Annotated in this window: 19 protein-coding genes; 15 read left to right on the forward strand and 4 right to left on the reverse strand. The window is 48.9% G+C overall.

Features of this window, described 5'->3' with window-relative positions; genetic code table 11:
* Positions 1-208: 208 nt before the first annotated feature.
* From ACO0LI_RS24580 to ACO0LI_RS24590, 3 genes are all read right to left on the reverse strand, one after another.
* Positions 209-1,168: a DUF932 domain-containing protein gene (locus tag ACO0LI_RS24580; protein ID WP_423035942.1), complete on the reverse strand. Its 960-nt coding sequence runs from the start codon at positions 1,166-1,168 to the stop codon at positions 209-211.
* A gap of 159 nt (positions 1,169-1,327) precedes the next feature.
* Entirely contained in the window at positions 1,328-1,702 is a 375-nt protein-coding gene (locus ACO0LI_RS24585; protein ID WP_422952342.1) for a hypothetical protein, read from the reverse strand.
* A 105-nt stretch (positions 1,703-1,807) separates the two neighbouring features.
* Positions 1,808-2,137 (reverse strand): hypothetical protein, encoded by a 330-nt coding sequence (locus ACO0LI_RS24590; protein ID WP_423035944.1) that lies wholly within the window; start codon positions 2,135-2,137, stop codon positions 1,808-1,810.
* Between the two features lie 252 nt (positions 2,138-2,389).
* Here ACO0LI_RS24590 and ACO0LI_RS24595 point away from each other — a divergent pair, with 252 nt between their 5' ends.
* From ACO0LI_RS24595 to ACO0LI_RS24615, 5 genes are read left to right on the forward strand one after another with little or no spacing between them, the layout of a single operon-like run.
* The gene (locus tag ACO0LI_RS24595) at positions 2,390-3,256 is read left to right on the forward strand and encodes a hypothetical protein (protein WP_423035946.1); all 867 of its coding nucleotides are present in this window, start codon (positions 2,390-2,392) and stop codon (positions 3,254-3,256) included.
* Positions 3,257-3,261: 5 nt separating this feature from the next.
* Positions 3,262-3,924, forward strand: a complete 663-nt coding sequence (locus ACO0LI_RS24600; protein ID WP_423035948.1) for a hypothetical protein — start codon at positions 3,262-3,264, stop codon at positions 3,922-3,924.
* Positions 3,925-3,959: 35 nt separating this feature from the next.
* Positions 3,960-4,739 carry an enoyl-ACP reductase FabI gene (fabI, locus tag ACO0LI_RS24605; RefSeq protein ID WP_422952338.1) on the forward strand — a complete coding sequence of 260 codons (780 nt, stop codon included), beginning with the start codon at positions 3,960-3,962 and terminating at the stop codon, positions 4,737-4,739.
* 17 nt (positions 4,740-4,756) lie between these two features.
* On the forward strand, positions 4,757-6,178 hold the full coding sequence (locus ACO0LI_RS24610; protein ID WP_423035950.1) for a bifunctional enoyl-CoA hydratase/phosphate acetyltransferase: 1,422 nt from the start codon (positions 4,757-4,759) through the stop codon (positions 6,176-6,178).
* Complete coding sequence (locus tag ACO0LI_RS24615; RefSeq protein ID WP_423035952.1) at positions 6,175-7,401, forward strand: acetate/propionate family kinase; 1,227 nt, start codon at positions 6,175-6,177, stop codon at positions 7,399-7,401. The genes ACO0LI_RS24610 and ACO0LI_RS24615 overlap by 4 nt, the downstream gene beginning before the upstream one ends.
* Positions 7,402-8,143: 742 nt before the next feature.
* Here the strand turns inward: ACO0LI_RS24615 and ACO0LI_RS24620 are convergent.
* On the reverse strand, positions 8,144-10,714 hold the full coding sequence (locus ACO0LI_RS24620) for a cation-translocating P-type ATPase (RefSeq protein ID WP_423035954.1): 2,571 nt from the start codon (positions 10,712-10,714) through the stop codon (positions 8,144-8,146).
* Positions 10,715-11,653: 939 nt separating this feature from the next.
* Between ACO0LI_RS24620 and ACO0LI_RS24625 the strand changes: the two genes are divergently transcribed.
* The 10 genes from ACO0LI_RS24625 (at position 11,654) to dnaK (ending at position 23,510) form a co-directional block, all read left to right on the forward strand.
* On the forward strand, positions 11,654-12,814 hold the full coding sequence (locus ACO0LI_RS24625) for an Acg family FMN-binding oxidoreductase (protein WP_423035956.1): 1,161 nt from the start codon (positions 11,654-11,656) through the stop codon (positions 12,812-12,814).
* Between the two features lie 4 nt (positions 12,815-12,818).
* Positions 12,819-13,664 carry a DUF6920 family protein gene (locus ACO0LI_RS24630; protein WP_423035958.1) on the forward strand — a complete coding sequence of 282 codons (846 nt, stop codon included), beginning with the start codon at positions 12,819-12,821 and terminating at the stop codon, positions 13,662-13,664.
* 401 nt (positions 13,665-14,065) lie between these two features.
* The gene (locus tag ACO0LI_RS24635) at positions 14,066-14,557 is read left to right on the forward strand and encodes a response regulator (RefSeq protein ID WP_423035960.1); all 492 of its coding nucleotides are present in this window, start codon (positions 14,066-14,068) and stop codon (positions 14,555-14,557) included.
* 398 nt (positions 14,558-14,955) lie between these two features.
* Positions 14,956-16,338: an NAD-dependent succinate-semialdehyde dehydrogenase gene (locus tag ACO0LI_RS24640; RefSeq protein WP_423035961.1), complete on the forward strand. Its 1,383-nt coding sequence runs from the start codon at positions 14,956-14,958 to the stop codon at positions 16,336-16,338.
* Positions 16,339-16,671: 333 nt separating this feature from the next.
* Entirely contained in the window at positions 16,672-17,706 is a 1,035-nt protein-coding gene (locus tag ACO0LI_RS24645) for a zinc-dependent alcohol dehydrogenase (RefSeq protein WP_423035962.1), read from the forward strand.
* Positions 17,707-17,715: 9 nt separating this feature from the next.
* Positions 17,716-19,194: an NAD(P)H-hydrate dehydratase gene (locus ACO0LI_RS24650; RefSeq protein ID WP_423035964.1), complete on the forward strand. Its 1,479-nt coding sequence runs from the start codon at positions 17,716-17,718 to the stop codon at positions 19,192-19,194.
* A gap of 11 nt (positions 19,195-19,205) precedes the next feature.
* Positions 19,206-20,189 (forward strand): zinc-dependent alcohol dehydrogenase family protein, encoded by a 984-nt coding sequence (locus tag ACO0LI_RS24655; RefSeq protein WP_423035966.1) that lies wholly within the window; start codon positions 19,206-19,208, stop codon positions 20,187-20,189.
* A gap of 123 nt (positions 20,190-20,312) precedes the next feature.
* Positions 20,313-20,966 (forward strand): BON domain-containing protein, encoded by a 654-nt coding sequence (locus ACO0LI_RS24660; protein ID WP_423035968.1) that lies wholly within the window; start codon positions 20,313-20,315, stop codon positions 20,964-20,966.
* 93 nt (positions 20,967-21,059) lie between these two features.
* The gene (locus tag ACO0LI_RS24665; RefSeq protein WP_422952326.1) at positions 21,060-21,557 is read left to right on the forward strand and encodes a general stress protein; all 498 of its coding nucleotides are present in this window, start codon (positions 21,060-21,062) and stop codon (positions 21,555-21,557) included.
* 24 nt (positions 21,558-21,581) lie between these two features.
* Complete coding sequence (gene dnaK, locus ACO0LI_RS24670; protein WP_422952325.1) at positions 21,582-23,510, forward strand: molecular chaperone DnaK; 1,929 nt, start codon at positions 21,582-21,584, stop codon at positions 23,508-23,510.
* The last annotated feature ends 183 nt before the right edge of the window (positions 23,511-23,693 follow it).

The following is a 23,693-nucleotide window of genomic DNA, read 5'->3' on the forward strand; positions in this document are numbered from 1 at the left end:
AAAACAAAGAAATAAAGAAGAGCCAGGTCTTAAAGGCAAAAAGAACGGCAAGCGGATGCTGCCGGGCAGGGGGAGTGGTGTTTTCAGTTTTTGGTGCCCATAACACCCAAAGACACTTGTTTTTATTCATACTGCGGAACAGCCATGCAAATGCACTTGCCTGGCTGTTTTCTGTCAGAACCTGCTTCTTCCCGTGACGTGGATATGCTCAGGCCACCATCAGCAAAGCCTGATCCAGCGCTTTCTGCTTCAGGGACGCACCCTGACCAAACCAGGCTGACTCCAGCCTGTGGTCAGTGGTACGTGCTCTTTTCTGATGATCGACATATTCAGTGACAGAATTCAGCAAACCAAAGGCTGTTCCCTTGGAAGAGCTCAGTTCAGCGCCTTTGCCCTGACCGTCATACAGCTCCTGTACCTTCTTCATCGCACGTTCATTGGTCAGGCCTGAGGCAGTATTGCTGGGATCAGTGAAGACACGCAGGAAGTAGTTCATTGCCTCATGCGATTTCACCTTGCGTTCGGACAGGGTTTTCATGCGGTACATAAAGGTATCCCAGGAAGCGACAGAGATGCCTAACTGACGTTTGACAGCTTGTGCATCAAAGTTCGTGTTGTGTGGCACCTTGACTGCACCACTGCTATTGTTGAGTGCAACTGCCAATGTGTTATTGCATACCACCCGTATGCTTGTGAATTGGGCTGTAGTCGCCAGACTGCCGTCGCAGGCTGTTGCCAGCAGCAGATATGCATTCACGACATCATTACCTTTGAGGGTGGCGGACTGATTGGTTTTAGCAAGCGCCCAGACCTTGCGGCCTTCTTTCAGGACCCCGGCAGTTTCCAGTTCGAATCCCGATACTTCCGTCAGGTCACGGTAAAACTCCAGGATTTCACGGGGTTGTACAACCTGGTAGCGATTGGACACGACTGACAAAGCTGCCTTGGTATCTGAGCGGTACAGCACCTTTTGTTCGGGGAAGGTCATGATAGCCCCGAGACTGCCAACGCTTTCAGTCATAAAACGGACAGGGGACTCCTTGATTTCAAATGCCATACCGGCTTGCTTTGCCCATACTTCTATAGGTTGTTTGGCAGTGAGTTGGTTGCCCAGGCCATGCCAGGGGACTTCATTAACGTATGCCATGGTTTCGATGAGGTGTGCCATAAAGAATTTTCCTAATAAAAGACGCACGTTGTCATGCCGCTGAGACAGAACAGCAGAAACAAAACAACTAAATGAATACGATGCGAGAAGGGATTGAATGAAGGTGTTGCTTGAAGGGTAAAGCGAAGGATAAAGCAGAAGGTGATAATAATTGCAGAGTTACCGGGTTTGCATACTGAAGTGATAGCCACAATCCTGGCACTCGTAATTGTCCAGGATACGGTCATCCACGGCCTGACCCAGTTTGACGCCTACCGAACAACCGGTAGCGCCGCCGATCAGGCCGCCAATAATGGCACCGGCGAGCGTGCCAAGGGCGATGCCCAGAGGACCACCGGCGACACCGATAGAAGCGCCGACCTCAGCACCACCGACCAAGCTGGCTGTGCCTGCGGCGACACCGGCAACTGCACCGACTGTGCCACCAGTTTTCTTGCCATAGTTCTTAATGCGGATGCGGGTTGAATTGCAGCAGGGGCAGGCAGGATCTGCTGCCGCTGATATGTTTATTGCGGACGTGTTGATTTCTGACATGAAATGCCTTTTGTTTTGAAGAGTTGATAGGGAAGGGTAGTACTAGAAAGTGAAACTAGGTTCGAATGAATTTTTTGAGCGAATTACAAGAAAAGTAAAACTAACTCAGGGTTTGCCAAGCATCATTCTAAGCATCCAGACTCTGGAGAGTGACACCAGGAACAAGACAAACAATGTAAAGGCTGCAAAGTCCATGTCCACATTGTCGTGGACGGCAAGGAACATGTAAGTAATTAGGGAAATGAAAAAGTACAGACAGACACGGAGATAGCTGCGGTTGCTCTTGCGGACGAGGGCTCTTGCAAGCACAGGGCGAGACTTGATTGCTTCGTGCAATGCCTCGCCGCTCGATGCTTTAAGGAGCGGGTGGTAAAGGATAATAGTCGCTAGTGTGAGTACGGCATTGACGATAGAGAAGAAAATGTTGTGATCCATGAGGATTTCCTTTATTGAATATTCTGAAGAGGGAAGGGACTGGGTATCAGAGAGATACAACGCCTGATTCCAATTCAGTGATATGTGACTGAGAATTTTTAGAATACCTCTTGGAGAGACTTGAAATCTGCTACTAAATTATTGGGGCGGCGATATAATTTAGGACACACTCGCGATAGATTCTTAACGTCGCGGCGAGGGCGGCAATTGGAAGATATCTGTTGAACTGATTTTGAGGTTATTTAAAGCGATATGGCTAACAACGATACAAAACAGAATAAGAGATCAAGTGAAATGAGTAATCGGGTTTCCGACTACTGGAAATATTTCCTGCTTACTCTTAGCGCAATAGCTTTAGTTACTGGAATCAGCTATCTGTTGTATGGATTCACAGCAAATGGCACAGCCCTGGCTGTGTTAGGCATGGCAAGATCCGTATTGGCTATTCCAGAGCGATTCGATTCATTCAAGGCTTTAGGATTTGAAGCAAAATTGAGGGAGGTCAAAAATGATCTCCATGATCAATTAAAAGCAGAATTCCTTGAGTCATCCCGAATTCATGCAAATTTCTTGTTTCAGCAATTGTCCTTACTTGGACGGCGGGAAACCGAGCCAAGAGTGCAGAGTCTGGAGAAAGCCAAAAGAATCTTCAATCATTTGTCAGATATTGGAATGTCTGCGGAAGAACTGGAAGAAGTGAGCAAGCCCTGGCATCGGTCTGTTTTTATTGATCTTATTTCACCAGCGGATAAAGCTATTCATGCCTGTTTAAGTCTGTTGACGCAGCATCGTGTTGAATTACAGAGATCTGGCGCAGACAATAGTGAGGCAATCAGATTAACTGAGCAAGCGATAGCTATTCGTGGAAATATGCTAAACATATTTAATGCCGAACCAGAAGATTTGCTGAAATCTATGCAGGAAGTCCTGCTAGCAATTCGCGGCGCAAATCTAGGTGAAGCACAGAGTCATTATAATGATTCTTTCGGGGAGGCCGAATCATGCCTCGGCTATGCGCAGGATTACTGGAAGGCGAAGGCCCTGAAAAATGAAGCATATTGGAAGACGCTGGTCACTCTTGATAACGATATTTGGCAGCAGTTTTCAAACTCTGTTTAATCCTCATGAATATACTCGCGGTAGAAGACCCGGGTATACCGGAAGTATTGGATTTGTCGTCTGGGTTGCATATGTCAGCTCATCAAGTCATCGGCACTGACTATGAGAAACTCATCCAGCTTCGTATGAAGATAAAAGAGAGGCTAAAGAATGGGATGCCTCTCTATACTTGCTCAGTCTGTGGAATTGCGGTGAGCTTGCTAAGGAACAAGATGAGTCGCCATTTTTTATTTAGGCATCTGAAGGAAGATGGATGGTGTCCGCAAATTTCTCGCGATGAGTTATCGAGAGAGGAGATCAATTCACGCAAATACAATGGTGCAAAGGAAAGTGCACTGCATGGCAGAATGAAGTCCTTAGTAGCTCAATCTCTGGCGGCAGACAAAGAATTTTCTGACATCAAGGTAGAAGAGAGGTGGATGGGAAGCCTGTCTGGCGAGTGGTGCCAGCCTGATATTTGTGCGACATATCGGGGAACAAAGATTGTATTTGAAATTCAACTTTCGACGACTTACCTGGATGTCATTGTAGAGCGGATCAGAACAAAGTTTGATCTGCATCAATGTTTTGACCTTGCGCTGACCAGTTTCTGGCATGCGCAAGCAAGATGGCGCTCGCAGATTATTTGTGTAGCTTCTTTATGTAACTTATTTATGCAACTTTCCTAAGCAGGTTTCCTACATCACCCTGATCGGTAAAACAAATGACTGAAGCAAGTTCTTCTTTTTCATTACAAGGCAAGCGTGGCATTATCATTGGCTTGGCCAATGAACACAGCATCGCCTATGGCTGTGCTGCCATGCTACGGCAACTGGGCGCAAAGATGGTGTTATCCTGCGTGAATGACAAAGCCCGGCAATTCGTGGCACCACTGGCAGGCGCGCTTGAATCAAGCTTGGTGGTGTGCGATGTCGAGCAGGATGGTTCACTGGAAGCGCTGGTTGATGCCGCAGCCAAAGAATTGGGTGAGTTCGACTTTGTCATTCATTCCATCGCCTGGGCACCGCTGGATGATTTGCATGGTCGCGTCATCGACAGTTCCAGTGCTGGCTTCTCGCGTGCCATGAATGTGTCCTGTCATTCATTTGCCCGCCTCGCTAAATTATGCGAACCACATTTGAGCAAGAATGCTAGTATCATGACCATGACCTATCTGGGGGCAGACGAAGCAGTTGCTCATTATGGCATCATGGGCCCGGTCAAGGCCGCGCTGGAATCAACAGTACGTTACCTGGCGACCGAGCTTGGCGCCAGGGGTACGCGGGTACATGCCATTTCCCCAGGTCCTGTGCCTACCCGCGCCGCATCGGGTTTGCAGGATTTTGATGCATTGATGCAAAAAGCCATCGCCCGCTCACCTTTGTGCCGGCTGGTGACGCTGGATGAAATCGGCAGACTGGCCGCCTTTCTGGTCAGCGATGCATCCTCAGGCATGACAGGGCAAACCCTGTATGTTGATGGTGGTTATCACATCGTGAATTGATGAAAGTCCAGATTCCAATGAATACCATAAACACTGATTTGAACGAGCCAGACATCATTTCCAACGTGGTGTACGAAGATTTGCAAATAGGGCAGAGCGCCAGCCAGGTACGTACATTGACCAATGCCGATATCCAGGCTTTTGCCACGGTCACTGGTGATGTCAATCCCACCCATCTGGATGCCGAGTATGCAGCGCATACCTTGTTCCATGGCGTCATCGCTCACGGCATGTGGGGTGGGGCGCTGATTTCCACTATCCTTGGCACGCGCCTGCCCGGGCCAGGTACGATTTACCTGGAACAAAACCTGCACTTTGCCAAGCCTGTACGCATAGGCGACACCCTGACTGTGTCTGCAACAGTCGTGGCAAAAGACGACGAAAAAAAACGCGTGACCCTGGACTGCGAAATCATCAACCAGAAAGGTGACAGGGTCGTCTACGGCAATGCCCTGGTCATCGCCCCGACAGAAAAAGTCAGTCGCCCGCGCACCCATTTGCCCACCATGACCATGTTTGACCTGGGCGAACGCCAGCGCCATTTGCTGGATAGTGTCAAGGATTTACCAGCGATACGCTGCGCGGTTGTTCATCCCTGTGATGCAGATTCTTTGCAAGGTGCAGTGGATGCCGCCAGGCAGGGCTTGATTATTCCGGTGTTGGTCGCCCCACTGGAAAAACTGCTCGCCGTTGCTGCAGCCGTGAATATTGATATCACAGGATTTGAAAAAGTTGATGCTCCACATAGCCATGCCGCTGCCGACATAGCCGCCGAAATGGCTGCCAAAGGCCAGGTAGAAGCACTGATGAAAGGCAGCCTGCATACCGACGAACTCATGCATGCCGTGGTTGAATGCACTGCCTTGCGCACTGGTAGACGGTTGTCGCACGTTTATCATCTGGATGTGCCCATGTATCACAAGCTCTTGTTGCTGACAGATGCCGCTCTGAATATCTATCCGACCCTGCCAGAAAAAGCTGACATACTGCAAAATGCCATCGACCTGGCCCACGCACTGAACATTCCTCTACCGAAGGTCGCGCTGTTGTCGGCGGTAGAAACGGTTAACCCTAAAATCATGTCTACGATCGATGCCGCTGCTTTGTGCAAAATGGCAGAACGCAAACAGATCACTGGCGCAATTGTTGATGGCCCGCTGGCATTTGACAATGCCATATCTGCCCGTGCAGCACAGATCAAGGGCATAGCTTCTGCCGTTTCTGGAGATGTTGATATTCTCATGGTGCCGGATCTGGAATCGGGCAATATGCTGGGCAAGCAATTTGAATATCTGGCAGGCGCTGCGACTTGTGGTGTCGTCCTGGGTGCAAAAGTGCCTATTGCATTGACCAGCCGTGCCGATGGGCCATCTTCCAGGGTTGCTTCAGCCGCACTGGTTAAATTACTGGCCCATGAATACCGGAAGAATGCACCATGAAAAACCCGGTCATCCTCTCTGTGAATTCAGGTTCGTCCAGTATCAAGTTTGCGCTGTACCCGTATACTGATGCAGGAGTCACGCGCAGCAATCTGACTGGGGTGATTGAGGGTCTGCAACCCGGTGGCAAGCCATTCATACAATTCCGTGCTGGCACCGAAGTGCAGCAATTGACTCTGGACGAAGCTGCAATCAAGGCGGCAGATGGTGATCAGTTTGCTGCTGCATTAGTAGCCCTGCATGGTTTATTGCTGAGTCATAGCGCAGATATGCAAATAGCTGCCGTTGCCCACCGCATCGTCCATGGCGGTGAACGTTTTTCATCTTCCATTATTATTGATGATGACGCCCTTGCTTACTTGCATACCCTTGATACGCTGGCACCCCTGCATCAACCGCATAATCTGGAAGGAGTAATCGCCTTCCGTCATGCCTATCCCGGCATACTGCAAATAGCCTGTTTTGATACTGGCTTCCATGCCGATATGCCTGCACGCGAAACCACGCTGGCTTTACCGCAATCTCTGCGTGCCATTGGCATACGCCGTTACGGTTTTCACGGCCTGTCTTACCGCTATGTCGCCAGCCACCTGGCTCAGCAATCGGCACGCGCATTTGATCCTGCTGCCGGGCGCGTCATCATGCTGCACCTCGGCAATGGTGCCAGCGCCTGCGCCATGAAAAACGGCAAAAGCATCGCCACCTCCATGGGCTTTTCTGCACTCGACGGCCTGATGATGGACACCCGCTGCGGTGCACTCGATCCCGGTGTCTTGCTGCATTTGATGCAGCAGGGCTGGGATGAAAAACGACTTGAAACGACTCTGTATAAAGAATCCGGTTTACTGGGGGTTTCCGGCATTTCTGCTGACATGCGCACCCTGCGCGCCAGCAGCGACCCGCAAGCCAACTTCGCCATCGATTTATTCACCTACCGCGTCATACGCGAATGCGGTGCTCTAAGCGCCTGTTTGAATGGCCTGGATGTGCTGGTGTTTACGGGCGGTATAGGCGAGCACGATGCTGTATTAAGGCAGCAAGTGGCAGAAGGGCTGGCCTATCTTGGCGTGCGAGTCGATACAAACAAAAATAGCGCAGCACGTGGGGACCACATCATGGCAATCCATACCCCGAACAGCAGCATAGAAGTTTGGGTGGTGCCTACTGATGAGGGACGTATCGCTGCAATGGATGCACAGCAGCTACTCCACCCCAAGCAATGAGGTGAATTTTTAAGTGACTCTAAGTGATTAAATAGCAGCCTTGTAACTGAAACAAAGTTTGCCGTGATATCAAAAATCTTGGCTCACTTTAGTTTTTCAAGGTTTGTAAGTCTTTTAGCGATTCAAGTGCTTTGGGAGACAGGTTTTCTGTCTCTTTCACGATGTCCAATAGCACGTCAGTGTTCTGACCAAGTTGAGTACCATACGACGCTAGCTAAAATACCTGCGCCTCTATTCCCGCATCCCCTGAGACAGGCGGAATCATATTGTAGAACCAGGTCGTATTCGGCTCTATGCTTTGCGCAACGCTGCCACTCCAGGGAAAGTGAACCTGTGGTGACCAAACCCATAACCATGGATACGCGATAGCTCCTTGTTTTGATGAGAATTTCAATAAACAATCACATGCAACTTGAAACAACGGCGTCCTTTATTGACAGTACACCTCACTAAAGATTACGACTAGCTGGACCAATTATGTTGGACGGAACCAGAAGGTTATTTTTTAGAAATCAAGCGTATCAGTACATCTTTAAAAAATTAGTAAAATCCTTAGCCAGGATCATAAAAAAGTATAAAAATCTAATTGGCCGTTCGAAATTTCGAACAGAATATCGTCTTCATAATTGGTATTGCAAGCGTCCACATTATTGTTTTGCATTTTCTGATCACTTGTCTTACCGTTACTTTCAAGTACCCAAACATCATTCCTGAGATTAAGCTGTGAGTGAAAGATTAGAAATCATTTCATAAATACTCTGAAGGTCGCCATCAGAGTGATGCAAAGCAGCGCGGCAAGCAAGCTGATTGCCAATTGAGCGAACGGTAATCTGGCAAAATAAAACAGCTTGACTAATTCAGGTAAAAACAGCGCCAAAGACAACACTGCGACAGCAAATGTTACCACCCACCACAACACTGGGTTGGGTAGGCGCAAACTATGCAAAATATTGGCTGACAAACTACGGTTGATGAAAATAAGACCTATATTGCCTATCACCATGGCCGTGAATGCCATAGTCCTGGCTTGATTCACTTCCATCGGTTGTTGCAGGGCCAGGTAGTAAATTGCCAGTATGGTTAAGAGCAAAGCTGAACCTTGCAGCAAACCCTTGAGTAAGGTTTTGCGGTTAAAGATGCTTGCATTGGTGGCGCGTGGTAGCCTATGCATGGCATCTTTTTCTTCCACCTCTGCTTCAAATACCAGTGAACAGGTAGGGTCGATAATGAGTTGTAAAAACAAAATATGCACAGGCATTAGCATGACAGGCCAACCCATCATGACGGGAATAACCGACATGCCAATGACAGGGATGTGAACGGCAACGATAAAACAAATGGTTTTTCTTAGGTTATCAAAGATCCTGCGACCTGATTTGACGGCTGCGACGATGGACGAAAACTCATCATCCAGTAATACCAATGCAGCAGACTCACGCGCCACGTCAGTGCCACGCTTGCCCATGGCAATACCTATGTTTGCAGCTTTCAGCGCAGGGGCATCATTCACCCCGTCACCCGTCATGGCAACGACTTCTCCGGCGGCTTTGAAGGCATTTACCAGACGCAGTTTTTGCTCCGGGGCGACACGGCAAAATATGGCTACGTCGGCAATGCGTTGCTGCAATTGCGTCTCATCCATGTCGTTGAGTTCTGCCCCGGTGATGATGCCCCCGGTAACTGGCAAGCCACACTGTGCTGCAATATTTTTTGCGGTTGCAGGATAGTCACCGGTAATCATCACTACCCGTATCCCGGCAGTCTGACATTCATGGATAGCTTCTGGCACTCCGGGACGTATCGGGTCTGCCATTGCTATCAGACCGACCAGTTCAAAATCAAAATCATGCTGGATGTCCGGCAGTTCAGCGTCCGCTATGTTCTCGATGATAATGGGCGCATGGGCGGCCTTGAATTTTGCTTTGGCAACACCGAGTACACGTAGCCCTTTTTCAGCCATCAAGTTGACTTGTTCCAGCAATGCTTCTACTTCATCGGTTGGCAAATGGCAAAGGTCGGCGATAGCCTCGGGCGCTCCTTTGGTGGCAATGACATACTGCTCCCTGTCTTCCGATGCCCATACTCTAGACATGGCCAGCAATTCCTTTGACAGTGGATATTCTTCGACCAGTCCCCAGCCCGCGTGCAAATGCTCGGTTTTGCCGAGCATGTTGTTACCGGCGTTCTGGATAGCCACTTCCATAGGGTCAAACGGCTCACGGTGGCTGGCCAGAATGGCGAACTCAAGCACTTCATGAAATTCTTCTGGCAAATCAGATGTCGGCTGCTGGCAGTCAATGACTTTATTCCCTGAGAATAATAGCACTACCTCCATTTTATTTTGCGTCAGCGTGCCGGTTTTGTCCGTGCATAAAACTGTCGTTGCTCCAAGAGTCTCTATGGCTGGTACTCTGCGCGTCAATACCTGCTGCTTTGCCATGCGCCATGCGCCTATACCAAGGAAGAGGGTTAATACGACTGGTAATTCTTCAGGTATCAAGGCCATTGCAAAAGTAAGACCTATCAGTACCCCATCCAGCCAAAGATGACGACTTAATCCATACCAGATTGCCAATAATACAGCCATGCCCAGGCTGGAGAGGGCGACATATTTGACTACCTTGCGGGTTTCAACTTGCACCCGCGTGGGCTCTATTTCGACCGACGATAAGGCTGCGCCTATCTTGCCTAAGGCAGTCTGGCCACCTGTTGCCAGCACTTGCGCCAACCCTTTGCCTTGCACTACCAGGCTACCAGAAAAGACAAAAGGCGTATCTTCACCTCCAGCTTGTCCCATTAGTGCTGGTAAAACTTCCTGGGCGGCTTTATTGACAGGAACAGATTCACCGGTCAGCAGGGATTCATCGACAGTCATATTCAAGCAAGACAACAAGACAGCATCTGCGGCTATCCTGTCGCCTTCGGCCAGTACAAGCATATCGCCAGGAACCACTTCACGGCCTGCTATCCGTATTTGTTGGCCATCCCTGATCACCAGCGCCCGCGGGCTGGATAAGTCACGCAAGGCCTCCAGCGCACGCTCAGTTTTGTGCTCCTGATAAAAAGTTATTGCGATGATGACAAAAACAAAAGCCAGCAGCACCAGCGCTTCACGCAAGTCTCCCAGTAACAGATAAATGCTGCCACAAGCGATTAACAGCAAGAGCATAGGTTCACTTAATACTGTCCAGGCAATTGCCCAGACCTTGCGTGGCTTGGCTGATGGCAACTCGTTGGGGCCGATTGCCAGAAGTCGCTCGCTTGAAGCGGCAGAGCTAAGTCCGGTGGTTGCAGCAAGCTCAGGTGTTGCCATGTCAGCGCCTGTCAGTGGTAATTCAAAGTTACAGCTTTACAGAGATAAGCAGGCTGGCATATTGATCAATCGCAAAGCTACGGCATTGAAGCAGGAAGTAGAACTCATTTCATCAATAGTAGTGGGTGCGGCCAAGTCGATTTGAGGTGTAGTGCAAGGCAACGCGATGGATGACACAACCACCTTCAGCATTTGAGACCTGACCTGTCTTTGATAGATGAATATAATATTGATGAAGAATTTTAATTTGTGAAATATGGGCACGCTTGCCTGCCTTAGATTCCAGAGACTTTTCGCTAAATCGCTTGACCAAATCCTCACATATGTCGCATCGCTGGAATCGCTCTGGTGGCGATGTGCCAGGCGAATAAAATTTACTGTCGAATTCCGTCAGCAGCAATTTGGCTTGAACCCCTAAGTTTACTCCGAGCAATACTGTAGTCGGAAACTATCAGCGATCTGATATGCAATTTACCTGCAGGACTGGCTGTGAACGGAAATACTTCAACATCGCACTCTAATCTTGATTAGATCCTAACGTTTATTTTGAACTTCTTGTAAGGGAAGTTGCTTTCCTGGTTCAGTTTACTCATGGTGTGATTCATATGGTCATTACCGAAATGAATCGCAAAATGATGGCTGGAAGAAAAATTTCTACTATGCATGGGAAGTTTTTTAAGGACGCTGGCCGCTTTGAGTTGAAAAATCGCTAGCATCAGTAAGGCATATCTTCACAAGATGCTTCGTTGCTCCAAAAACTCTTTCGATATAAGGAAAAATTCAGTTGCCTCATGCCTCTATGATACGTCCAGATTGTCGGATTTGTGCTTGCTAGTAACCACAAACAGTAAGTGTGTCAGCGCACAGAGTCAGCCTTAAGCAACGCGCATGATGATTGATTATGGAAGCTTAAACGCATGTACGCAAGAGGAGCAGCACATGGATCGTCGTATGTTCGTTCAGGTAGCCGGTGGCGGCTTTATCGTCTCTGCTGCAATAGCCTCCGCAGGATGCGCTCAACACATGCCTGCCGTTGCCATTGAGTCGTGGCGCGGCCCAGGCCAAGAAGCTGACCTCAGACGCTGGATAATCGGCTATGCGATCTTGGCACCGCACTCCCACAATTTGCAATCATGGATTGTAGATTTGCGTACACCGAATGAGATAGTATTGTGTTGCGACCTGACCCGCCTATTGCCAGAGACTGACCCATTCTCGCGGCAAATTATGATGAGCCATGGTACCTTTCTTGAGCTGTTGGATCTGGCTGCACGTGAGCGGGGTCTGAGAGCCGATATTTCACTGTTTCCAGAAGGCGTGTTCGGCTCGTCCGCGCTTGATCAACGACCGGTCGCGCGTATAAGGCTAGTGCCTGATCCCTCTGTAATCCGGGACCCCCTATTTGCTCAAATACTGAATCGGCGAACCAATCGTAGTGTTTATGACTCTGCCAAGCGCGTGCCGTCGGAGGCATGGCAAGCGATGTCGGAGAGTGTTAAACCGAATTCCTTGCGTATTGGATTTGTTGGCCTGGATCAGCCTGATGCGCTACATCGTCATCGTTCCATTGCTGCCGAAGCATGGCGTATCGAACTGAGTACGGCGAGGGTAGTCATGGAAACGTACAAGGTGCTGCGTGTGGGAGGTGCGGAAATTGCACAACACCGAGATGGCTTGTTCGTGCTGGACCGATTCCCTGTCGTGATGAGCAAGCTTGGGCTATTCAACCGCGGCAAGCCGCCCGCACCATCCGACTACGCCACCACCAGCCAGATCAAAGATTTCAATACAAAGCTCGACTCAACACCAGGCTTTTTGTGGATGGTTACCGATGGCAATGACCGCGTGACCCAGGTTAATGCAGGTCGCGCCTATGTTCGGGTGCAACTTGCTGCCACTGCCGCAGGAATCGCTTTGCAGCCACTTTCGCAAGCCTTGCAGGAATATCCAGAACAGGCCAAACCCTATGCAGATATTCGCAGTTTACTCAATGTATCTCATCCGGACGGCACCGTGCAGATGTGGGCTCGGGCTGGTTTTGCACCACCAGTCGGACCTGCTCCACGTCGTGGTGTTGACGCACAATTGCTAAAGGGGTGAGCTGATGATCATTCTGGCCTACATGATAGCGTTGGTGGTTTCGGCTACGGCTGTCGCTTTGACACAGGGCCGCTTGCGCTGGCAGCGCAGGAGCTTCGCCCTGTCCGAAAAAATGCAAGCTGCCTGTCGTCTCTTTTCCATAAAATTCTATGATCCAGTCGAAATCGAAGATCTACCGTTACCAGTGAAACGCTACTTTGAGACCGCATTGCGCGAGGGGCAGGCAATGATCGCCATTGTTCGGTTTACACAGCAAGGGACGTTTCGGCAAAACGAGAAGAAGGACAACTGGCAACCGTTCCAGGCTACCCAGTTCGTGACAACGCATCCGCCAGGATTTGAATGGGATGCGCGCATCAGGATGGCTCCGGGCATCTATGTCTGGGTTCGGGATGCCTATGTTCTTGGTGCCGGATCTTTGCGTGCTGCCCTACTCGGTCTTATAACAGTGGCAGACTTACGTGATACTGCGGCGTTGGCAAGCGGCGAGTTGATGCGTTATCTGGCTGAGGCGGTTTGGTATCCAACAGCACTGCTGCCTAGCCAGGGTGTGCTATGGCAAAGCATCGATGAAACCTCCGCAAGGGCGACTCTCAGTGATGGCACAACGACTGTCTCGCTAGATTTTAGATTCGGGGCAGATGGCTTGATCGCGGAAGTATGGTCTAAATCCCGTTCGCGAACGGCAACCGAGTCGGCACCATGGCTTTGCCGTTTAGGTACGTATGAACAGCGTTTCGGTATGTCTATCCCGCTGCTGGGTGAGGTGGAGTGGGAATTGCCGGCGGGACCGGCACCATACTTTAAGGGGCGATTGACAAACATTGATTATGAGTTCGTAAGCCAGTAAACAATTCATTCTGCTGATTAATTCGATCTAACGTCACTATTTCAATGGGAAATTGTTTCCAAATCTTCTCAATCAAATCACTTGCTTGGAATCATCATCGACCTATTCAGTCTGAGTAAATCCGTTCTCTATGATTTACAGAGATATCTTTGGTCTAGCACCTTGATGTAAATCAAACGATTTGTCGTTTGCACTCATATGTCCCATTACTGTTGCGCAATGAAATGAAATGCGTATAAGTGTGATGTCGCACAGACCAGAGCTCACATAAGGTTTAATCTCACCTGTGCACTTACTAAAGATAAAAACTTTTGTTTAACCAAGAGTTTTCCAACTTGGACTATTTTTGGTGTGTATAGATTTTTCTATGATCTCCAACTTATTGTAAAGAGGCTCCTGATTTGTCTAATACACATATTTGCAGTCAAGAAACTATTTTTTCCACGCAAAAAATCCTACCTGACTATCGTAAAGTGCTTTATATCGAAGACCATCCGGCAAATTTAGCTTTGGTAGGTAACTTGCTGGCGAGACGCCTTGACTGGAAGTTGCTAACAGCTAGGGATGGCAATCTTGGTATTACGATAGCCCGCACTAATCAACCGGATGTTATCTTGATGGATATTAACTTGCCCGGTATTAGCGGCTTCGAAGCATTAGAAATTTTGCTTGCAGATCCAGAAATTGCGCATATTCCCGTCATTGCATTATCGTCAGATGCGTTTCCGCATCAGATAGAAAAAGGCATCAAGGCCGGATTTTTTCGGTATTTGACCAAACCATACAAGCTCGATGATTTGATGGGTGCGTTGGATGATTCCATCTATTTTTCTTTAAATAACTGTGGTTACTCGGCAACCAATCTAGGCGAAGAGGCCACCGTTCTAACGTAAAAAAGACCGAAACATAGTAACCGTAATCCCAAGCAGCACAAGCACTATTTTCCTAGTTACTTTGTTCTTTTATGCGTCGCCACCTCAACCTGATAAGGCTACTGTTCCTTCACTGGTAGTCTGAATATTCACTCCATTTTTCCAGTATTTATTGCCGACAAATCGGTAACAAGGATGTTCTTACAAGCACGTGACGGCTTCAAATTCTTTCTCTAATCGTCGCTGCCAAATGTCGTGATAGTCCTTACATCGCGATATTTTTAATATGCGTGCCACCGTACCGAAGGCTATTGCATAGAAGTCCACTATCGGACGATTAGATTTACCTTGCAAACGATCATTCTCAGCAATATTGCAGAGAGCGAAGCCTTTGCAATTACTCAGAAAGAGTTCACATCATGGCCTATCAAAGCATCAACCCGAACGACGGTAAGATCATTAAAACATTTGAGCATTTCAATAAATCTCAACTTGAAAAATCACTCGCTACTGCTGAATCATGTTTTCAAGCATGGAGACATACTAGCTACAAAGACCGCGCCGCTATCGTAAATAGGGCAGCCAAGCTTATGGCTGCGAATGTGGATGATTTCGCCAAGCTGGCAACGCTGGAGATGGGCAAGCGCATCAACGAAGCGCGCGGTGAAGTTATTTTCAGCGCTGATATCCTGACCTATTACGCAGATCATGCCGAAAACTTTCTCAAGCCAATGACGTTGAGCCCGAAAGTCGGCGAGGCACACATAGAAAGCAGCCCATTTGGTGTGCTCTTTTGCGTTGAGCCATGGAATTTCCCGTATTACCAACTTGCGCGTGTCGCCGGACCGCAATTAATGGCTGGTAATGTCGTGGTAGTGAAGCATGCAGGCTGTGTACCACAATGTGCGATTGCCTTTGAAAAGCTCTGGATTGATGCTGGTGCTCCTGTGGGAACTTATACGAATTTACTGATTACACATGAACAGTCAGAGGCCGTGATCGACGATCCACGTATCAGAGGTGTGGCATTGACCGGGAGTGTTGCGGCGGGACGGGCCGTTGCTGCCCGAGCTGGGCAAAACCTCAAAAAGACTTCGATGGAATTAGGGGGTAGTGATGCGTTTATCGTGCTTGAAGACGCTGACCTCGAAACAACTATTCCATGGGCGGTCTGGGGAAAAATGTATAACGGTGGTCAAACTTGTTGTGCCGCGAAGCGTTTTATTGTGGTCGACTCTATAGCTGACGAATTTCTTGAGAAATTCTCGTCTGCATTGTCTGCATTAATACCAGGTGATCCGATGGACGAATCAACCACGCATGGGCCTTTATCGACAGAAGAAGCATTACTTCAATTAATCAAGCAGGTTGACGGTGCCGTGAAACATGGTGCCAAGCTAGTGATGGGAGGTAAGCGTCTTAACCGCGCTGGCTCCTTTATGGAAATCACGATCCTCACTGACATCAAGCCAGAAAATCCAGCTTTCCGCGATGAATTCTTTGGACCAGTGGTTTGCTTCTACCGTGTCAAAGACGAAGCAGCTGCCATTGCGTTGGCAAACGATTCCGACTTTGGCTTGGGCGGGTCAGTATTCACCCAAGACATCGCGCGTGGCAAACGTATTGCAAGCCAGGTCGATACCGGCATGATGTTTATTAATAATCTCGATTGGGCAGATGCTGAACTTCCGTTTGGCGGGATCAAATACTCCGGTTACGGACGCGAATTGGGCAACATGGGAATACAAGAATTCGTGAATAAGAAGTTGGTCCGTATTACAGAGCACGCTGCCCCCAACTGATTGACGAAAAAATTCAATCATGTACATCAACAACGTCTCAGTTTTAACAAAGCCACTTGCACGCAGGTGTCGCGTGGCACTTGAGCCTCCTTTGACTTCGACAATAAACGAAGCGGGCGACCATTCTCATCGTTTGAAGGGAACCTTAACAATGAAATCTCAAGACGGTAGATTGTCTGATACCAAAAACCAGATTAGCTATCAGAGCGGATCCTCGGACTGATTTCGTCCACTTTCAGCAGTCTGGCAATCAGGGGCAAAACCCATATCGGGGTCGTTGTCTTACCACATCGCAGGTTGCGTGAGCTTACGTAGGCTCAAAAGGAGATATTCATGACACAAAAAATGCAAGCGGCAGTTGTCGAAAATTTCGGTAAGCCATTAGCTATCAGAGAATGGGACATTCCCCAACCTGGTCCCGGCCAGATTCTCATAAAAACCGAAGCCTGCGGTGTTTGTCACACGGATTTACATGCTGCCAATGGTGATTGGCCGCTCAAGCCTGCATTACCATTCATTCCAGGGCACGAAGGCATAGGCGTTGTTACTGCCCTAGGTAAAGGAGTAACTGCCGTAAAAGAAGGCGACCGGGTAGGCGTACCCTGGCTCTACTCGGCTTGCGGACATTGCGAATACTGCCTGGCGGCCCGTGAGCCGGTGTGTGCTGATGCCCAGTTTGGTGGTTATACGAAGAATGGCGGATTTGCCGAATTCATTGTTGCTGATCCAAATTATGTTGCGCACATTCCATCACACCTGGCATCACGAGATGCTGCACCGCTTATTTGTGCGGGCATTACATCGTATAAGGGAATCAAAGAAACGCAAGCTAAACCCGGCGATTGGATTGTCATTTCCGGCGTTGGTGGCTTGGGACATTTAGCTGTTCAGTACGCAAAGGCGATGGGCTTGCATGTATGTGCAGTCGATATTGATGACAGTAAGCTCGCACATGCCAAACGTCTTGGCGCGGATGCAGTTGTCAATGCCAAGGCCGAGGATGCAATTGAAGCAGTGAAGAAAGCCACTAGTGGCGGGGCGCATGGAGTATTGATTACCGCACCTTCGCTTGCAGCGTTCAAACAGGGTGTAGGTATGACCCGCAAGTGGGGCACCTGTGTATTGGTAGGGTTGCCGCCCGGGGAATTCCCGACACCATTGTTCGATGTCGTCGCCAATTGCATCACGATTCGTGGTTCTTTCGTGGGCAATCGCCTGGACATGGCAGAAGCACTAGCTTTCGCTGTAGACGGCAAGGTCAAAGCTGATATTGAATTGCAACCACTGTCGGCGATCAATAAGGTATTCGAGCGACTTGCGCATGGCGATGTACCTGCCCGTGTTGTGCTCGAATTTATCGACTCATGAGGTAATCCAATGTCATTCGTCCTGAATACTTCGACGGCTTTGCTTACGGCAAATCAAATGGCTGAAGCTGATCGCTTGACTGCTGCGGTCGGCATCAGCGATATTGATCTGATGGAAAATGCGGGTCGCTCCGTCGCACAAGCTATCCTGCAGCGCTGGGCAAGACGTCCTCTCGTCGTTCTATGTGGCCCTGGTAGCAATGGTGGGGACGGCTTTGTGGTGGCCAGGCGACTAGCTGAAGCCAACTGGCCTGTGCGTGTTGCATTATTGGTGCCGCGAGATCAGCTTCGAGGCCCTGCTGCCCACCACGCAGCACTGTGGCGGGGGTCTGTAGAATGCATGGCTCCAGAGGCACTTGATGGCGCAGAATTGGTTGTTGATGCAATTTTCGGGGCAGGGTTAAGTCGTCCGCTCGAAGGTGTTGCTGCTACCACGTTAGCCGCAGCAGCTAGCAAGTTGCCAATCGTCGCGGTTGACGTACCTAGTGGCTTAATGGGTGACTCGGGTTTAAGTCTCGGTGCTGTAAAGTGTGTACTCACGGTAACTTGCTTTCGCAAGAAGCCCGGTCATCTGCTGTTGCCAGGACGATCGCTCTGCGGCGAAGTGGTAGTGGCCGACATTGGCACGCCGGTGTCCGTATTCGGTGAGGTCAATCCCGATACTTTTGAAAACGATCCAAGATTATGGGCAAGTGCTCTTCCTAAGCTCGCGGAAAATGACAACAAATATACGCGTGGACACGCATTGTTGATCGGCGGGTATCCAGCGACTGGTGCTGCGCGTATGGCAGCACGCGCTGCGGCACGTTCCGGCGCAGGACTGACTACCATAGCCGTGCCTGAGTTGGCATTGCCCATATACGCGGCTTCCCTGACCAGTATCATGGTAAGTCCCCTCGTGATTGCCGAAGATCTGCAATTGCTACTGTCTGATAGTAGATATACTGGATTTCTGATTGGCCCTGGCACAGGGTGTGGTCCGGCAACTCGTGTGCAGGTGCAGGAAATCTTGAAAACGGGGCGACCCACTGTACTCGACGCTGACGCATTGTCGACTTTCCGGGATGATCTATCAGTGTTGTCTAGGTCCATCATTGGACCCTGTGTGTTGACGCCCCATGAAGGCGAATTCACCCGCCTCTTCGATGTCAGCGGCGACAAGCTGACCCGGACCCGTGCTGCGGCACGAGCATGCGGCGCCATCATCGTTCTCAAAGGCAGCGATATAGTAATCGCGGCACCAGATGGAAGGGCCATTATCAATGCCAACGCACCACCCACCTTGGCTACTGCAGGTGCAGGAGACGTACTTGGCGGCATCATACTGGGCCTACTGGCACAAGGTATGGACCCCTTCCTGGCCGCCGCAGCAGCAGTTTGGCTGCACGGTGCTGCTGCTAGTGCTTTCGGTCCAAAGCTATTAGCTGAGGATATTCCTGATCTGCTTCCAACAGTCTTTTCGCAATTACAAGCGTTACCTAGGTCATAGGTGAATTTATTATGCAAGCAATGGTATTGAACAAGATTGGTACTCCGCTTGAATGGACGAATTTACCTGATCGTGAACCAGGGCCAGGCGAAATTCGCGTGAAAATTGGTGCATGCGGCGTCTGTCGCACAGACTTGCATGTGGTTGATGGCGAATTGCCTACTCCGCAGGTACCGATAATCCCTGGACATGAAATTGTAGGGAGAATAGATAAAATAGGATTCGGGGTTGAGGGATTCACGTTGGGCGAGCGTATCGGCGTCCCTTGGCTTGGCCATACCTGCGGTGTTTGCCCATATTGCGTCGACAACCATGAAAATCTCTGTGATCGACCGATATTCACCGGATACACTCGCGACGGTGGTTTTGCGACGCACACGATTGTTGATGCCCACTTTGCCATACGACTAGGGGAAGTGGGTAGCGATGTGGACCTTGCGCCTTTGCTTTGTGCTGGCCTTATTGGGTGGCGTTCCTTAGGTATCGCTGGACCCGGCAGAAAGCTGGGACTGTATGGATTCGGCGCATCTGCACATATCGTGGCACAGGTAGCGAAATGGCAGGGACGCTCTGTATATGCTTTCACCCGTCCCAGTGATATTGCGACCCAAGCTTTTGCGCTTCATCTTGGCGTCACCTGGGCGGGAGGGTCTGACGAATTGCCCACAGACCACCTCGATGCAGCGATTATTTTTGCACCCGACGGTGATCTAGTGCCTATTGCGTTAAAGGCGGTTCGAAAGGGCGGGCGTGTTGTATGCGCTGGGATTCACATGAGTGATATTCCCAGCTTGCCCTATCGCTTATTGTGGGAAGAGCGGCAACTTGTGTCGGTCGCAAACCTGACGCGGCAAGATGGAGCCGATTTTTTCCGACTAGCACCTCAGATTGGAATCGTTACCCACACCAACAGCTATCCCCTTAGCCAGGCAAATTCAGCGCTTGATGACCTTCGTGCCGGTCGGTTCGAAGGTGCAGCAGTGCTTGTTCCATAAGTGATTTCTTTTGGAATTACGCGTAAAAAATATAAAAAAGACTGCTATATGTTTGACATCGAACAGACCAAGCAACGAAATGCTTGTAGGCTAAATTTTCCCCAACTGTGAAAAGAGACAAAAATGAAAACCGATGCAAAACTGAAAGAAGACGTTAATGCTGAGTTGCAATGGGAGCCGTCTATTAATGCAGCAAGAATTGGTGTGGAGGTAAAGGATGGCATCGTGACTCTCGCTGGGCATGTCGATAGCTATTCAGAAAAACTGGAAGTCGAACGCGCTACACAACGTGTCACTGGTGTTAAAGCGCTCGCTGTTGAGATCGAAATTGATTTGCCTGGCACTAGCCACAGGCATGATCGTGACATTGCCGCTACGGCACAAAACGTGTTGGGCTGGATGTCGATTTTACCGTATGGATCAGTCAAGATCATGGTTGAAAATGGCTGGATCACTCTCTCAGGAGAAGTTGATTGGGAATTTCAAAAGGTAGCAGCAGTCGTTGCCGTTCGTTACTTAATGGGTGTCAGAGGCGTGAGCGACGATATCCAGATTAAAAGTAAAGTGTCCCCTGGTGTCGTCAAATCAGAAATTGAAGCCGCATTGAAACGCAGCGCCATGGATGACGCAAAAAAAATAAACGTCGTAGTGGATAACGCTAATGTGACCTTGTCCGGAAAAGTAGGCAACTGGGCTGAGCGTGAATCTGCAAGGCATGCTGCATGGGGTACACCTGGTGTAAAAAAAGTAGTCGATAACATGACGCTGTCTTATTGATCCTCAAGCAATACCAGCATCTTTACTCGTCTTTGTAGGTGCTGTTTAAATTCTCAATGCTCTCGCATTTCTTCAAATCTTTTAGGAAAAATAATGGACATTAAAAATTCACCCGCCTACATTTATAACACGCACCTAGAAGCGGAAGACGCCATTCGTTCGCTCAGTAAATCTGGCTTCGATGTAAAAAAATTGTCCTTAATTGGCAAGGGCTATCACAGTGAAGAACAACCGATCGGCTTCTACACAACCGGCGATCGTATTAGATCCTGGGGCGGAAATGGCGCTTTTTGGGGCGGGATTTGGGGGCTGCTAATGGCGCCTGCTGTTTTCTTCCTGCCCGGCTTTGGGTTGCTGGCTATGGCTGGTCCCGTGGTCACGGCTTTGGTTGCAGCCCTTGAAGGGGCAATGGTTGTTGGTGGATTGTCTGCAATAGGTGCTGCACTCAGTCAGATAGGTGTATCAGACAAACAGATAATTAAATATGAGATGGCATTAAAAGTTGATAAGTACATTCTCATGGTACATGGCAATGCTGATGACCTGGCACATGTGCATTCGGTTTTAGCAGATGCCGTAGCAGCAACCTGAAGCCTATCCAACAAAGGAATTATCATGACTAAAATTATCGGCATTGATCTGGGTACCACCAATTCTTGTGTTGCAGTGATGGAAAATGGCAAGCCAAAAGTCATTGAGAATTCTGAAGGTGCGCGCACGACGCCATCTATCATCGCCTATCAGGCAGATGGAGAAATCCTGGTGGGCGCACCCGCCAAACGGCAAGCAGTGACCAACCCTAAAAATACCTTGTATGCAGTCAAGAGATTGATAGGCCGAAAGTTTGATGAAAAAGAAGTGCAGAAAGATATTGCTCTTATGCCTTTTAACATCCTTAAAGCAGATAACGGTGACGCATGGATAGCCGTGCGCGACAAAAAGCTGGCTCCTCCGCAGATTTCTGCTGAAATCTTGCGCAAAATGAAAAAAACAGCAGAAGATTATCTGGGCACAGAGGTAACTGAAGCAGTAATTACTGTACCGGCCTATTTCAATGATGCTCAACGACAAGCTACTAAGGATGCTGGACGCATCGCTGGGCTGGAAGTAAAGCGGATTATTAACGAACCTACCGCTGCGGCTCTCGCATTTGGTATGGACAAGAACGAAAAAGGCGATCGCAAGATTGCCGTATATGACTTGGGCGGTGGTACTTTCGATGTATCTATCATCGAAATCGCTGAGTTGGCAGGTGAACGTCAGTTTGAAGTTCTGTCCACTAATGGCGATACATTTCTTGGGGGCGAAGACTTCGATCAGCGCATTATTGACTACATCATCGAAGAATTTAAGAAGGTACATGGACTTGATCTTAAAAAAGACCCTATTGCGCTACAGCGTATCAAGGCTTCTGCAGAACGTGCAAAGATTGAGTTATCGTCTGCGCAGCAAACTGAAATTAACGAGCCATATATCGCTATGGCCAATGGCGCACCTATCCACCTCTCACAGAAGATCACGAGAGCAAAGCTAGAAGCTCTGGTTGAAGAATTGATCAGCGCGACAATAGAACCATGCCGTATTGCAATTCAGGATGCTGGCGTCAAAGTGACTGACATCGATGACATTATTCTTGTTGGTGGTATGACGCGCATGCCAAAAGTCCAGGAGAAAGTGAAAGAATTCTTTGGGAAAGATGCTCGCAAGGATGTTAATCCAGATGAAGCTGTTGCTGTCGGTGCAGCGATTCAGGGTGCAGTGTTATCCGGCGACCAAAAAGATTTACTCTTGCTGGACGTTACACCGTTGTCTCTGGGTATAGAAACAATGGGCGGTGTCATGACCAAGATGATACCTAAAAATACGACGATTCCAACCAAGTTCAGTCAGGTATTTTCGACTGCTGATGACAATCAAGCTGCGGTAACGATCAAGGTGTATCAGGGAGAGAGAGAAATTGCCGCTGGCAACAAGACTTTAGGGGAATTCAATTTGGAAGGAATTCCACCCTCGTCACGCGGTACACCCCAGATAGAAGTCAGTTTTGACATTGATGCCAACGGCATACTGCATGTCGGTGCCAAGGACAAGGCCACCGGAAAAGAGAATAAGATAACAATTAAGGCCAACTCAGGCCTCACTGAAACAGAGATTCAGACTATGGTAAAGGATGCTGAACTAAATGCTGAAGAAGACAAGAAATTAAAAGATTTGGCGGAATCACGTAATCAGGCTGACACGTTAGTCCACACAGTGAGTAAATTGATGCGTGAACATGGTGAAAAGTTGAGTACGCTTGATAAGGAAAAATTTAATACAGCGATCAAAGACTTGGAAGCCGCCATGCTCGGCAATGACAAGTCGGACATAGATGCCAAACAGCTCGCCTTATCCAGTATTGCTCAAGAGTTGAGCCCTAAAATGAATAATCAATCTAACGAGCAACAGGCGCAACAAGACAAGCAAGCGTCTTCAGACATGCATCATGAAAAGCAGGACGGCACCGTTGATGCCGATTTTGAAGAAGTCAAAGAAGCGAAGTAATCTGCTTAAATTGAACTCAAGCTGTGCAGCCTAACTTACGTGTTCAACTGCATTAACAACATAAGCTCTTTTTTGGAGATTCTGTTGTTAATGCAGTGAACCTAATCACCCACGTGGGTCGGCGATAATTCCATCTATGTGATGCTTTGCATCTTCACAAGCAGCATTGATCGCATCGTGCCT

The organism is Undibacterium sp. Tian12W, from assembly GCF_049339405.1.
Lineage (GTDB): Bacteria > Pseudomonadota > Gammaproteobacteria > Burkholderiales > Burkholderiaceae_D > Undibacterium.